Genomic DNA, 14,648 nt, shown 5'->3' with positions numbered 1-14,648 from the left:
ACACTTTAAATTGATTTCGGACTATGGGTATAAAAAGGCTATTTTTTATTTGTATAGTCCTGATCCCTTGTAAATGGCTTCGACACCACTATATGCGCGAGTTCAACCGGGGATTTACCTTCCTCTTCGAAGTATATTTCCTCTATATCGGGAAGGTTTTCAAAATAGGAATGAACAATTGTCCCAATAAATATATTCTCGCCAGCACTTCCCTGTACATTCTCTAGTCCACTATCCATATTTAAGATTAGCTTTGTGTTATTATTCTCTAAACGATAATCAATTAACCCGACTTCAAGCACCATAATTTCTTCGAAAATTTGATGAACTAAATCGCTTGTAGGATCAATACTTACGTCGTATGGTTCAACATACTCTGCATTTGCGTCCCCTCTATAGACGGTAATCGTTTCATTACTTTCTTCCGCTACTTCATCTCCAGCCCATTCATAGGCTACCTCTTGTTTCTGGTCACTTAATTCTTTTGCGGTTGACCAAGCTACAAGTGTGTATGAACCAGCAGGTACTTCTGCCAATTCTGTTTTTAAGTCAAGTGGTATGACGATTTCTTCATTTGGCTGTAGCAGTTTTTCGGAAATCATAAGGACAAATACCTTGTCGGCTGAATAGGTGAATACAATATTGTCTTCATTGTTTAAAAGCTGATATTCAATTTCTTGCCCGCTCGGATATGTTAATGTCATTTCTTTTGGTGTTTCATTTTTCATGGTAAATGAAGCATTGCCATCCTCTTTTACTTTTAGTTCAGTTGTGATGCTTTTGTCTTCCTTTTGTTGAGGTTTACCGGTAATGCTATCTGAATTATCCGTTCCGCAACTCGCTAAGATCAAAATAATAAAAATCGAACATATACCCCATATTATTCTTTTTATCTTAATCACTCCTTTAACTATTAGACACTTTAGCTCGAAGAAAGTTACAGGATGAATTGTTAGTAAAATAAGTAATTGGTATAATTATGTAAAAAGGGGGGATTCAGTGAATAGGAAGATATCTATATTATTTTTGCTGATAATTTTCGTGATGACTGGAATTTTTATTTATAATGAACAGTTTAGTGCAGATGCTATTAAAAAGAAAATAGTAAACCAAAAAGGCTATACAATCGAGCTCCAAAAGGAGAATGTCCCAATTGAGTTCTTTATCAAATCAGATTGGATTCCTCTTTCTTCAGAAGAACCCTTAAAAATTGATGAAATAGTCTATACGGATGATCAAATAAATGTAGTTCTAATGGAAGTGATGAAACGAGACAAGCATTTAAACTTTTCTTTTGATGCAAAGAATCGGTTGAATCGAAAAAGTGGCGATTTGCTTGTAAATTATACGATTAATCCAGATGGAGGGATAACAACTAAGAGTGGCATAGATGATATTCAGCTATTTGATAAAAATCATAATAAAATAGAGACAGATGGGATTGGGATGGGACCAGACGAAATGTTTGGCTTTAATATAGAACAAGGAAAATATTCTACGATTAAAGATGGCTTTTATGTTAGATATAACGTATTGAATAAATACTCATACAAAAAAATTAAATAAAAGTAATTAAATGCGTTCATTAGTGGCTAACCCATTGAGAGCGCATTTATTGTTTTCTTAAGAATTTCTTCATATTTTCCCTACTGGAATGTTAAGGAATGAGGGGTACAATAAGTAACATAAGAATGATGAGGAAGGCATCCTAAGTACATCACTACATGGATGCTGCGGGCCTGGGAGGTAAATAAATGACACAGTTTACAGTATTGGTAACTGATGACGACCAAGATATTCGAGATGGTATCGAGATCTATTTGAAAAATGAGGGCTACCGGGTTTTAAAAGCTGCTAATGGGTTAGAAGCATTGCAGTTAATAGAAGAAAACGAAGTTCATGTCATCGTGTTAGATATTATGATGCCGAAAATGGATGGAATATCAGCAACTTTTAAAATCAGAGAGCAAAAAAATATCCCAATTATTATGTTAAGCGCTAAAGCAGAGGACTCCGATAAAATTCATGGGCTATCTGTTGGAGCAGATGATTATGTGACGAAGCCTTTTCATCCGATGGAATTGGTGGCACGTGTGAAGTCACAGCTTAGAAGATATACGAAGTTAGGCAATTATCAAGGACAGCAGCAAGTGATTGAAATCGATGGGCTGGTCTTGAATAAAGAAGCGAAGGATCTTTCTGTAGAAGGCGAGTCCGTTAAACTAACGCCGATTGAATTTAAAATAACAGAGCTACTGATGACAAATGCAGGACGCGTTTTTTCCATCAATGAAATATACGAACGTGTTTGGAATGAGCCAGCCTATAACGCTGAAAATATAGTAGCTGTTCATATTCGAAAAATTCGAGAAAAAATAGAAACAGATCCTAAAAATCCTAGATATCTAAAGGTGGTGTGGGGCGTTGGCTATAAAATCGACAAGTAAAATGAGTTTCCTCCTATCTATAGTGGCAATTGTCTGTGGAATACTTTGCTTGTTGTATTGTATAACCAACTTAGTGCCTTTAGTAGAAATTAGAGAGAGCTTCGTAGAAATTATCCAAAACATGAAAGGTGGCGCAGAGGGATGAAAAAACCAATGGTAAAAGATATAATACTTTCTTTGTTAGCGGTAATGATGGTTTTAGCTATACTAACCCTAATTAGAGATAGCGGTAATTATATAGGGAAAACCTATTTCGATAGCGATAGCTTTAATGAAGAAGTACGTGGCTTTGAGTCGTCTATTGTTTCACTTATTTTAGCTGTTCCAGATATTGAAGAAATAAAGAAAAACATTACCGTAACAACCGAAGAAATAGATGAACATCGCTATCGGTTTGGTAGTCTACAAGATCAACTAGACTCCATCAAATATCAATATGAAGGAAGAACAGATGATGCATCAATTGCAGAACGCAATAAAAAAATGGAAGATATCACTAAAAATTTTGAGGATAATGTGCATGTAGCAGATAAAGTACGACTTGAAAAAGAAAAACAGGTAGATGAGTATTTTCTAACATTAGAGCGCAGGAAGAATGAATTCTTAAATGGTGATACGGGATTTATTTATAGCTTGAAAAATAAAGAAACTGGCGAAAAATTTACAAATGGTGATATGAATACCAAGTTTGCTTACAAAAAAGAATACTCTAGTAAATCCAACTATTTAAGAAGAAATGTTGTAAATGAAAGTATAGATAACTCTTGGTACGTACAAAATTTAATTGGCTATGGCTTCCCGCAATTCGAAGGAACTATTGCTATATCAGAAGCAAGTATTAAAAATGGTAATCGCGCGGATAGTTATCAATATTTTAAAAAAGAAGAGAGATTCTTTTTTGGGATACTTATCCTAGGTGTCTTAGCAGCTATCACATTTATTTTCTTGTGGAGAAAAGACAAGACTCATTTTCAGCATGAGGAAGGAAAGCGAAAGTATCGTAGCTTGCCGATAGATGTACAATGGATATTATTTTTTGTCAGTGTCTTTATTGTATATACTGCTACAAATGAATTGAGAAATGGTATTTTACATTACGGTGGATATGATATACCAATTTTTACGTTAATCATTGCAATTCTTACAGCCGCTTTAGTATTTTATCAGAGGGAATGGTTAAAAGTAGATTTTGAAAGTTTTGATTGGAAGAATACGCTTTTGTATAGTTGGTTTAAGTCATTAGAAGGCTTTTTCTTAAAACGCACTATTGGGGTACAAACACTGATTATGCTAATCGTTATATTCTTCTGGGGATTTGGCACAATGATGGTGTTCTGGGAGCCAAGTATAATAATCGTTTGGATACCGGCTACGATTTTAATCGGCATTCCAGTGCTCATGTTTTTATTGTCCAGAATGTCATACTTGAACCGAATTATGATGAAAACAGAAGAAATGGCAAGAGGCGTGATCGGCAACGAAGTCGAAGTGAGAGGGAAGTCGCCTATTGCTGAGCATGCGGCTAGCTTAAATGGGCTTCGCGACCGAATAAAGTCATCTCATTCCGAGCAAGCCAAAAGTGAACGCTTGAAAACGGAGCTTATCACAAATGTTAGTCATGATTTACGAACACCGTTAACATCGATTATTACGTACACAGATTTGTTGAAGAACCCGAGCATTACGGATGAGGAGCGTTCGTCCTATATTGCAATTTTGGATAAAAAGTCGATGCGCTTGAAAACGCTAATCGAAGACTTGTTTGAAGTATCCAAAATGGCGACCGGAAATATCGAATTAGATAAACGGAAAGTGGATTTAACCCAACTGCTGCAGCAAGCAATCGCAGAGCACCAGGAAGACATTGATAAATCAGGGTTAGATTATCGCGTAGCCATTGGCACTAAACCAATCATGTCCTATGTAGATGGTCAAAAGTGGTGGAGAGTTCTTGATAACCTGATCATCAATACGCTGAAGTACGCCCTACCTAATACTCGCGTGTATATCAATTTGGACCAAGTCGACGGAGAAGCCATTTTCGTCATCAAAAATATAGCAAAGTATGAGTTAGGTAACGATGTGAATGAATTAACCGAGCGATTCAAGAGAGCAGACACATCTCGTCATACAGATGGTTCGGGACTTGGCCTTGCTATCGCACAATCCATAGTGGATTTACACGGAGGCAGCTTAAGAATGGAAGTAGACGGAGATTTGTTCAAAGTAACCGTGAAAATAGCTGTAATAATATAGAAAAAGAAATTTCCTAGCGTATAAAGGGGATCGTTACTTTTCGGAACTTTGAAATATTACTAAATATATAAATCTAAAGAGGCTGGGACAGAACCCCAAAACAGCATTTTTCTCTGTGAGAAAAATGCTGTTTTTTGCTGTGCACAAAATTGATTTCCATTCCAGGGACGCTTTCCACGGGCGTGGCCTGAGCCTGTAGTCTCAGGCGTCACGCTATTCCCGTAGGAGTCGCCCCTCATTTCTAAAATAAAGTAACCTAGCCATAATGAACTAGGTTACTATTGCATTATTTTAAATTAATTATTAAGTAAAGCAAGAGTTAGTTGAGTAAGGAATAGAACCAAAAATAATTTATTGTTTATATTTCGTAGTAAAATCAAGGTCAAAAAAACACCCTATTATCTATCGGGTGTGGGTTTCTAACGTTCAATTGGTATATGTTATGACAAAAACATTAAGAATCCATAGACATAAAAATCCTGTCCGATACATTGAAAAAAATGAGAACTTGTGGTAAATTTATATAGATATACGCTAAATATATCAATGTGTATTATATCCCTAATTTATATTATACATTATAATTTTTCGTTTGTCAATTCCAATTTTTTTAAGGAGTGGTTGCTATGGAGTCAGAATTTCTGCAGGAGCAAAAACGAGTGGATAGTGTAGTAGAGACAATAACGGAGCAAATCACGAGATTAGAGGAAGAAACTTCTCGGAGTCGAAACGAACTGGTTAAGATACGTAAACACTTTTGGGATGAAGTCAAGGTCAATGTTGATACCTTTGATGATTATCTTGAGACCATCATTGGCTTGAGACAAGAGACTCAAGCTCTATCAGTTATCCAAAGCACCGATAGACATACTTCTAAGAAATTATCCAAGCTTCGACGTATGCAGGAGACTCCCTACTTTGGTCGAATCGATTTCATCGAAGAAGGAGATTCTACTCAGGAACAAATTTATATTGGAATTTCCACACTTAGGGATGCAAGTGGCGAAGAATTTCTTATCTACGACTGGAGGGCGCCTGTCTCAAGTGTCTACTATGAATACCAGACTGGACCTGCCAAGTATGCGACACCTGGTGGTGAAATTAAAGGTATATTAGTGAAAAAGGGGCAATATCTTATCCGTGGCGGTGTTCTCCAATCCATGTTCGATACGAGTCTCACTATTGGAGATGAGATTTTACAACAGGTGCTGGGTAAAGGTACAGACAAACATATGCACAATATAGTAGCTACCATTCAACAGGAGCAAAACCGAATCATTCGTCATGATCGTGGCAGACTGCTCATTGTACACGGTGCCGCTGGAAGTGGAAAGACATCGGCCGCTCTGCAGCGGATTGCTTTTTTACTCTACAAATATCGAGGTAGTATGAATGCTGATCAAATTATTCTATTTTCACCTAATTCGATGTTTAACAGTTATGTGTCCAATGTGCTGCCAGAACTTGGAGAAGAGAGTATGCAGCAGGTCACATTTCAGGAATATTTAGACCATCGGCTAAGTGAAGAGTTTCAAGTTGAAAATCCCTACGAGCAATTGGAGTATGTTTTAACTGCTTCGAATACCCCTTCCTACGGGGCAAGGGTTGCGAGCATTCGATTCAAAGCATCGCCTCTTTTTTTCGATGCCATCGAATCATATAGGAAATCGTTAGAGTTATCTGGAATGTTATTCAAGGACATGATCTTCAGAGGAAAGCCAATTGTTACCGCCGGGCAAATAGCAGAAAGATTTTATAGTAACGACACATCACTCCGCTTCCATAATAGACTAGAAAATTTAAAGGATTGGCTAATTAAGAAAATAAACGAGACCCAACAGGCTGAACTGACTAAGCCGTGGGTACAGGAGAAAATTGAGCTACTTAGCAATGAGGATTACCATAAGGCCCAGATCTATTTGGCGAAAAAACAAGGTTATAAAAGAGAAGAGATTGCAGATTATGAGGTCGAACATGAAGCGCTTGCCCGATTGTTTGTTCAGCAGAAACTGAAGCCGTTACGTAAACGAGTCAAAACATTTGGTTTCATCGACATTAAGGGAATATATGAGCAGCTTTTTGCTGATCCTCTGCAAATCAAACGGTGGATAGAGGGGGAAACACCTGCGGAGTGGGAGGAGATTTGCCAAGCAACGCTGGAAATGCTAAATGAAGGCAAGCTGTCTTATGAAGATGCTACTCCTTTCTTACTTATGAAAGAGCTGATTCAAGGCTTTCAGACGAACGGCTCGATAAAGCATATACTTGTTGATGAGGCTCAGGATTATTCGCCGTTTCAATTTGAGTTTCTAAAGCGTTTATTTCCATCGGCTAGAATGACTGTACTAGGTGACTTTAATCAGGCGATATTCGCCCATGCAAGTGAAAAGGAAAATTTTGACGTGCTTATGAGCTTATACGGGCAGGTTGAAACGGAAGTGATTAACATGACGCGCAGCTACCGATCCACAAAGCCGATTATCGAATTTACACGAAAACTAGTACCAAACGGCGAACGGATTATCCCTTTCGATCGCGATGGTGAGCAACCCGTGCTGACGCAATTGCTCAATCACACAGAACTGCACCGCTGCATCACATCCAAAGTCGCAACTTTGCGAAGCCTTCGTTATAACAGTATTGCAATAATATGTAAATCAGCAGAGGAGAGTAAAAGTGCATACGAATCCTTGTCCAACATCGATGATATTAAGCTCGTGAAGAACGGCTCGAGTGAATATGAACAAGGTGTTGTTGTCATTCCTTCGTATTTGTCCAAAGGCATCGAATTCGATGCTGTCATCATTTATGATGCATCAGAGCAAGTATACGGGGATGAGAGCCTTCGCAGAGTATTCTACACTTCCTGTACTAGAGCTATGCATTATTTGCAACTTTACAGTGTAGGTGAACCGACCCCATTATTGGGAAACGTCTTGCATGAAAGTTTCATCCAAGCTTGACATAGTTGAACTTTCAACGATAGCCTCATATGCAATTATCTCATTAAGAATAATATTAATCAGCCGAAAATATGTAAGTTTTTACTCACTGCTTACATATTTTTCGGCTTTATTGCATAAAAAAATACAGCCTATTACAATAAGATTAATTTGAGCAGGCTCTTACCAGCAGAAGAATTACGACAACTATTACAACTGAACCAATATTGACCAAACACCCACTACTAGGTGCTCCTATATGGGCTTGAGCCCAGGCATTATTTAAAGCACCACCAGGGTTTTTTCGTTGTTCTTTAGTTTTTAATCTTTCTCTGGATTCCTCGGACATTAAAAGCCTCCATTTTTTGTGATTTTAATGGCATGACCTTTCTTTTTTCTACCCGTTTCGTTGAACAAGACAATACAACTCCACTAAATTCTCAAATCCCCAATCTTTTCACATAGTTCTTTAGCTCTTTTAGACAACAAAATCTCCCGATGCAAATATTTCACCATTTTAGACCTAAGAAACTCATCTATACAGTAGAACAGACTTGAGGATAGGATAGCGGTAATGAAATAAAAATTATAAAATAAACTCCTGATGTCAGAAAGTAACAAATCCCTTTCCCATTCTGAAAACAAGGTTGGGGTTGGGATCAAAACAAACAAAGCGGCAAAAAAAAAGTGGATTAATAATGCTAAACTTCCTCTATGAAATGCTCTTACTTTTTTTGTGACAAAATCAGAGAGAATAGATGCTGGTACTCCATAAATCAATAGAATTGGAAATAGATACATACCTATTATGATTACAAAACCGTTCTGATCTATGAGGAAGTAAATGAACATAACGAGTACACAAGCCAATATTGAGGAAACAATCTTTCTAATAATCATGTGATTCACCCCGATTCAAAATAATCTCCACCTGCATGTATTTAATGGTCAACTTTTCCATGCACATTCAGAACTCCTACTTAAACTAACCAACTCCTTATTTACAGTATTTTATGAGTCTTTTTTGAAAAGCTGTTTAAGAAACTCCTTGATTTACAACTATTTCAACCGTTAATTTGAGATGAACTCTTTCGAATATTATTAAGCGATAAAAAATCAATTAATATCATTATTATCCCTATTCAAATTAGTAAAGGCCATTTGTCATAAGCATATATATTACAACAGTTGTTTTTAGGACCAGAATATTCACCTGAAGTTGTATACGGAAAATCAATTACAAAAGGGATTAATTCAATTATTGTGCCTATTGTACCGAATATAAACAATAAAATACCTAGTAGTTTTATATAAGTACCTCCTAAAAAAGTTTTATTTCTAAGTATTCTCTAAGCACTTAAGCTATTCCTTCCTAAGCCTAAGCAATCCATGTTCTTACCCAACCAACCATCCATACAACGACTTCTTTCTAAGTTGATACCCTCCTATTTGCTTATACATATGCGATATATATGACATCTGGCAATTGTTTATATTCACCGATATAGATAGAGACGTCGTAACCCATGGTATGGTATATTTTGGAGAAGTGCTAATCTACTATTGATACATATTGAATTGAAGAATGGGGATGAAAAAATGGAAACGTTGAATCAATTTAATTTTGCGAGAATTTATACATTAGGGAGAATTAAACAGGTAAATGATGTCGCATGGGATATCCAACCACCTGGTTTCAATAACACAATACGTTGGAATGTTGGCCATGTGTACGTGAACGCAGAGATACTGTCGCAAAAGGCAATTCCTTCCTATGAAATTGTACATCCGGAATGGGTACCACTATTTGTTCCTGAAACAAAACCAAGTGATTGGGACGTAGAGCCGCCAACTTCAGTTGAATTAGTCAGTGCTTTAAAGGAACAAACAGAGCGAATAAAAGCAGTGCTAGCCAACAATCTATCTAATTTTTTAATAGAGTCCATTTCAATAGGTAATCTACATGAAATGAATACAGTTGAGGCACTCGCACAATTTATGGTTTGGCATGAAGGTGTGCATGCAGGAATTATCCATGCATTGAACCGTGCCACGAGTGAATAACGGTGAAAATTTACATTGTAGGCTCAGTGGGAAGTGGCAAAACCACACTTGCACGTAAAGTTGCAGCCAACCTCCACATACCACATTTTGAAACGGATAGTTTCGTATGGAATCATCAACCGACTGGTGACACTCGAAATGATATTGATGTCAGAAACCAATTACTTATCGACGCAGTACAACTAGAAGAGTGGGTTATAGAAGGTGTTCACATCGATTGGACAGACGAGGCATTACTAGTTGCTGACCAAATTATTTTCTTAGATATCCCTGTGCATAAACGAACGTGGCGCATAATTAGACGATACATTCGTCAGCTTCTAAAAATAGAAAAGGTAAACTATAAACCGACCTTTACTATATTCCGGAAGATGTTTCAGTGGAATACATACTTCGAAGAACAAATGAAACCATTGTTCCTAACAAAATTTGAAGTCTTTGGCACAAAAGTGCATTACCTTTATACAAATGAAGAAGTAGAGGAATGGTTGCAGAGACTTCAAATGGAAGAAACTCGATAAAATTGAACTAAAAAAAGATATGAAGGGTATTTGTTCTTTATTGTTTTTTAATTTATTTTCTCTGTTACCATACTGGGTTTGTTATTGACCTAACGCAGCAGGTTAGTTGAATAGTGGTAAAATCTCTTGTTAAATGAATGATTGGAACTTTGAAAGAGAGGATGTTCAAATTGACTTTACAACAATAGAAATATGCATTAGAGGTAGCAAGCAAGGGATCCATGAATGAAGCAGCATCTGACTTATGTAATACCGTTATTTTTTAGTCAAAATTTCGTTAACCTCATTAACATAAAGTTTTGCTTGCTCTGATAGTTTATTTTCATTCTTTTTAATCCAACCAAATCTGAACGACGTGTCAAAAGAATCTACAATGCTCAAAGTAGTCATTTTATTAGAAGGATAGTTAGGGTTGAATTTGGTAGAGACATCGTGTCCAATAGTTACGAATCCAAGTTCTGTTACTGCTTTAGTAATCATATCTAGATTTGTCGTTTTAAAAGAGATATTTATTGGACCATATAATCTTTGAAAGTTAGTAATAAAACCTTGTACATATTCATCCTTATATAAGACGAATGTTTGTTTTTTTAACAAATCAGCAGTAACTACATCATTGGTTTTAGCTATATGTGATTCATTTGAAGCATAGACTAAAATTTTCCCTTCAATAATTGGAGTGAAATTAAGCTCATTTACAAGGTTGGTGTTAGTTTTGTTGAGCGCAATGAACCCAATATCAATTTTATTACTAATTATGTCTTCAATTATTTCCAAGCTAGATTTTTCGTCTACCTCAACTTTTAAATGGGATCCCCTTTTACTATATGATAAATAAGTGTCTATTATTGGATCTGCCAATCCTGGAATAGTGGATAATCTAAGCACATCGTTTAAATTATTTAGTTGATTTTTTGCCTCTTCTTTTATTTGGTAAATTGCATTCAAAGCACTTTTAGCTTTTTCTACTATATAATCTCCTTCCTTAGTAGTGACTGCACCCGTTCTACTACGATTAAATATTTTCAAATTTAGTTCACTCTCTAACTTTGTTATAGCTTGGCTCAATGCAGATTGACTTATATTCAAAGTTTTTGCAGCTGTTGCTAAAGAATTTGAATTTGCTACTTCAACAATATATGTTAATTGTTCTATGTTCATAAAATCATTCCTTAAGTAATAGTTAACTTTAATTAAATTATATTAACTTTTGTTAAACAAATCAAATTGATATACTAATATTGAAGATTTAAAAATTACGTAAACAAAAGGGGATGTAATCATGCAAGCAGCAGTTTGGCATAATATTAAAGATGTTCGTGTAGAACAGATAGAAGAGCCTGTGATTTCTTCAGGTCAAGTTAAAGTAAAAGTTGAATGGGCAGGAATCTGTGGAAGTGATCTTCATGCATATTCACATGGCTTATCAATGGAAGCGCATTCATTGAGTGGTAAAAAACCACCACTTACACTTGGTCATGAATTTTCCGGAACAATTGTGGAGGTTGCAGATGATGTAACTAGCCATCAAGTTGGGGAGAGAATTGCAATTGAACCTCTAATCTATTGTGGTGATTGTTATGCTTGTAAAAGGGGCTATTATAACCAATGCAGCAAAGTAGGATTTGTCGGATTAAACCGTGACGGTGGTTTCGCTGAGTATGTAATTGTTAATGAAAATATGGTACACGTACTGCCAGAAAATGTTTCCTTTGAAGAAGGGGCTTTAGTTGAACCAACGGCTGTTTCATTTTATGCAGTAAGAGAAAGTAAACTAAAAGCAGGTGATTCTATAGCAATTTTTGGTGCAGGACCCATTGGATTATTGACTTTGTTATCTGCTAAAGCAGCTGGTGCAACAAAAATCATTGTAATAGACCTGTCAGAAGAACGTCTGGAAAAGGCAAAAGAATTAGGGGCTACTACCATTATTAATGGTATGCGTGACGACATTGTTGAAACAATTCACGATTTGACAGATGGTGGAGTTAGTGTTGCATTTGAATGTGCTGGTGCACAGCCTACAATGACAAGTGCGGTTGCTTCTGTAAAACAAGGTGGACAAGTAATGGCAATAGCAGTATTCGCGAAACCTGTTTCTGTTGATATGGGTCAGCTAATGTTTAAAGCTGCAGACATAACTTCAACACTTGCTTATAGACATGTTTTTCCTGAAGTCATTGATATGATTTCTACCGGAAGATTGGATGTAAAACCTGTTATTACAAAGAAAATTGATCTAAAAGAAATAGTCGAAGAAGGATTTAACCAATTAATTAACGATAAAAACCAATCAAAAATTTTAGTAAAACCATAAACTATTAATTTTTAGGAGGAATTCACATGACAAATTTATCTGGTAAAGTAGCGCTTGTAACTGGAGGAGCTTCAGGAATTGGTTATGCTATTGTTCAACGTTTATTAAAAGCTAATATTAAAGTAGCTGTTGCTGATTTAAATAGAGAAAAATTAAGCGAAATGGAGGAAGCCCATAAAGGAAATTTAATAGGTTGTGTAACTAATGTAACAAAAGAAGCTGATATCGAAAATTTAGTCAATAAAACTGTTGAAACATTCGGTGGCCTTGATTATGCATTCAATGTTGCGGGTGCTTCAAAAGCTGGTGCAATTGTAGATCAAAGTGAAGAAGACTGGGATTTCACTGTAGATTTATGTTTAAAAGGTGTATTTTTATCAGTAAAACATGAAGCAAGATATATGAAGGAACATGGTGGAGGAGCAATTGTAAATATAGCTTCTTTAAATGCACATGTACCAATGTTTTACGGAGCAGCTTATTCATCAGCAAAAGCTGGAGTTGAAATGTTAACGAAGAATGCTGCATTAGAATTAGCACAAAATAATATTAGAGTGAATGCAATTCTGCCAGGATTGGTTGCAACTCCTTTAACAAGCGGGTTAACTAATGTTGAAGCAATCAATGAAGCTTATATGGAACGCATACCTATGCGTCGGGCGGGAGACCCAGATGAAATGGCAGGACCTGCATTATTTTTAGTTAGTGATGATGCTTCTTACGTGAACGGTGCAAGTCTAATTGTTGATGGTGCATGGGCTGTAAGTGGTTATCCGGATTTAAGCAAATTCATGTAAAAATATTGAAAAGAGAATGGGTTGCCTTAAAAGTGTCGACAACAATGACCTTTTGAGAACAGCCTCTTCTTATTAAATCAAGTTGTTCAAATAATATAAAGGAATTATCTTGATTAATTAAGTTGTTTTTTCCACAGATCTGGCGAGAATATGGAATAAGCCTCTCTTTTCTTTTTCAACTAACGCCAGTGCTTTAGTTTAAGAATCGGCTGCCTTCCCATGGCAGCTTTTTCTTATTGAGTAATGGAGTTAACTACTTCCGTGAACGGGGCATTATAGTGAAAATAAAGAATTAATCCTACATAATGGTGCACAAATTGTCGGACGTATATATTTAACTCTTGCTATTCTATTGATGAAGGAGGTCATAAAATGGATTTGCTGAAAAATATGAATGATTCAATGAAGTATATCGAGGAGAACCTTACTAAAGAAATAGACTTCAAAATGGTGGCTAGGTTAGCTCGATGTTCCGAATATCATTTTAAAAGAATGTTTTCTTTCCTTGCAGGAATTCCGTTATCAGAATACATTCGGCGCAGACGACTTAGTTTAGCAGCATTTGAGCTTAATAATAGTAACATAAAAATAATTGATGTTGCGATTAAATATGGATACAGTTCACCGGACTCTTTTACTAGAGCTTTTCAGAATTTACATGGTATAACACCATCAGAGGCAAGAAACAATGGACAACAATTAAAAGCCTATCCACTAATGACCTTTCAATTATCAATTAGAGGAGGAAATGAAATGAATTATCGAATTGAACAAAAAGAGGCATTTAACATAGTTGGTATTATGAAAAGAGTCCCAATAATTTTTGGAGGAGAAAACCCAGAAATTACAGCGATGTGGAAATCTTTGACGATGGGAAAAATAGATCAATTAAAAAAGCTCTCTAATGTTGAACCCAAAGGAATGGTTCAAGCATCTACAAACTTTTCTGAAGGACGCATGGAAGAAAAAGGAGAGCTTGATCAATATATAGGGGTGGCCACAACACAAGAATACCCTGAAAACTTTTCAAAACTTGAAGTTCCTGCCTTAACATGGGCTGTATTCGATTCAATAGGGCCTTTTCCTAGTACACTACAGGAAACTTGGGGAAGGATTTATTCTGAGTGGTTTCCATCTTCTAACTATCAAGTAATAGAAGGTCCTGAAATCTTGTCGATTGAAAGTGAAGATTTAACTTCACCATCAGTAAAAAGCGAAATTTGGATTCCCGTATCGAAAAAATAAATTAAAATTTAAATCAAAATCACTGAGCTGCTTCGGTAGTTCATTTTATATTTAACTAT

Annotated in this window: 13 protein-coding genes; 9 read left to right on the top strand and 4 right to left on the bottom strand. The window is 36.1% G+C overall.

Annotated features, from left to right (window positions below; all coding sequences use genetic code 11):
- Nucleotides 1-38: 38 nt before the first annotated feature.
- Nucleotides 39-851 carry a BsuPI-related putative proteinase inhibitor gene (locus tag MKY37_RS09145; protein ID WP_340776267.1) on the bottom strand — a complete coding sequence of 271 codons (813 nt, stop codon included), beginning with the start codon at nt 849-851 and terminating at the stop codon, nt 39-41.
- A 148-nt stretch (nt 852-999) separates the two neighbouring features.
- On the opposite strand from MKY37_RS09145, the gene MKY37_RS09140 reads away from it, so the two are divergent.
- The 4 genes from MKY37_RS09140 to helD all read left to right on the top strand — a co-directional run bounded on the left by MKY37_RS09140 (nt 1,000) and on the right by helD (nt 7,666).
- A complete protein-coding gene (locus MKY37_RS09140) occupies nt 1,000-1,566 on the top strand; it encodes a hypothetical protein (RefSeq protein WP_340776265.1) in 567 nt (188 codons plus the stop codon).
- Between the two features lie 188 nt (nt 1,567-1,754).
- Nucleotides 1,755-2,447 (top strand): response regulator transcription factor, encoded by a 693-nt coding sequence (locus tag MKY37_RS09135; protein WP_340776263.1) that lies wholly within the window; start codon nt 1,755-1,757, stop codon nt 2,445-2,447.
- A 141-nt stretch (nt 2,448-2,588) separates the two neighbouring features.
- Nucleotides 2,589-4,703: a sensor histidine kinase gene (locus MKY37_RS09130; RefSeq protein WP_340776262.1), complete on the top strand. Its 2,115-nt coding sequence runs from the start codon at nt 2,589-2,591 to the stop codon at nt 4,701-4,703.
- 626 nt (nt 4,704-5,329) lie between these two features.
- A complete protein-coding gene (helD, locus tag MKY37_RS09125) occupies nt 5,330-7,666 on the top strand; it encodes an RNA polymerase recycling motor HelD (RefSeq protein ID WP_340776259.1) in 2,337 nt (778 codons plus the stop codon).
- 145 nt (nt 7,667-7,811) lie between these two features.
- Here helD and MKY37_RS09120 read toward each other — a convergent pair whose 3' ends face one another.
- Nucleotides 7,812-7,994: a DUF6366 family protein gene (locus tag MKY37_RS09120; protein WP_340776257.1), complete on the bottom strand. Its 183-nt coding sequence runs from the start codon at nt 7,992-7,994 to the stop codon at nt 7,812-7,814.
- A gap of 83 nt (nt 7,995-8,077) precedes the next feature.
- Nucleotides 8,078-8,425: a hypothetical protein gene (locus MKY37_RS09115; RefSeq protein WP_340776254.1), complete on the bottom strand. Its 348-nt coding sequence runs from the start codon at nt 8,423-8,425 to the stop codon at nt 8,078-8,080.
- A gap of 819 nt (nt 8,426-9,244) precedes the next feature.
- Between MKY37_RS09115 and MKY37_RS09110 the strand changes: the two genes are divergently transcribed.
- Both MKY37_RS09110 and MKY37_RS09105 read left to right on the top strand, forming a co-directional pair.
- Nucleotides 9,245-9,709: a DinB family protein gene (locus MKY37_RS09110; RefSeq protein ID WP_340776251.1), complete on the top strand. Its 465-nt coding sequence runs from the start codon at nt 9,245-9,247 to the stop codon at nt 9,707-9,709.
- 2 nt (nt 9,710-9,711) lie between these two features.
- On the top strand, nt 9,712-10,230 hold the full coding sequence (locus tag MKY37_RS09105) for a DNA topology modulation protein FlaR (RefSeq protein ID WP_340776248.1): 519 nt from the start codon (nt 9,712-9,714) through the stop codon (nt 10,228-10,230).
- 255 nt (nt 10,231-10,485) lie between these two features.
- Here the strand turns inward: MKY37_RS09105 and MKY37_RS09100 are convergent, their stop codons facing one another.
- On the bottom strand, nt 10,486-11,391 hold the full coding sequence (locus MKY37_RS09100) for a LysR family transcriptional regulator (protein ID WP_340776244.1): 906 nt from the start codon (nt 11,389-11,391) through the stop codon (nt 10,486-10,488).
- A gap of 121 nt (nt 11,392-11,512) precedes the next feature.
- On the opposite strand from MKY37_RS09100, the gene MKY37_RS09095 reads away from it, so the two are divergent.
- From MKY37_RS09095 to MKY37_RS09085, 3 genes are all read left to right on the top strand, one after another.
- Entirely contained in the window at nt 11,513-12,547 is a 1,035-nt protein-coding gene (locus MKY37_RS09095) for a 2,3-butanediol dehydrogenase (RefSeq protein ID WP_340776240.1), read from the top strand.
- Nucleotides 12,548-12,573: 26 nt separating this feature from the next.
- Nucleotides 12,574-13,344 carry an SDR family NAD(P)-dependent oxidoreductase gene (locus MKY37_RS09090; RefSeq protein WP_340776238.1) on the top strand — a complete coding sequence of 257 codons (771 nt, stop codon included), beginning with the start codon at nt 12,574-12,576 and terminating at the stop codon, nt 13,342-13,344.
- Nucleotides 13,345-13,716: 372 nt separating this feature from the next.
- Nucleotides 13,717-14,589: an AraC family transcriptional regulator gene (locus tag MKY37_RS09085; RefSeq protein ID WP_340776235.1), complete on the top strand. Its 873-nt coding sequence runs from the start codon at nt 13,717-13,719 to the stop codon at nt 14,587-14,589.
- The last annotated feature ends 59 nt before the right edge of the window (nt 14,590-14,648 follow it).

Origin of the sequence: Psychrobacillus sp. FSL K6-2836 (assembly GCF_038003085.1) — a bacterium.
Taxonomy (GTDB): Bacteria; Bacillota; Bacilli; order Bacillales_A; family Planococcaceae; genus Psychrobacillus.
This window is presented reverse-complemented; position numbering and strand designations above follow the sequence as displayed.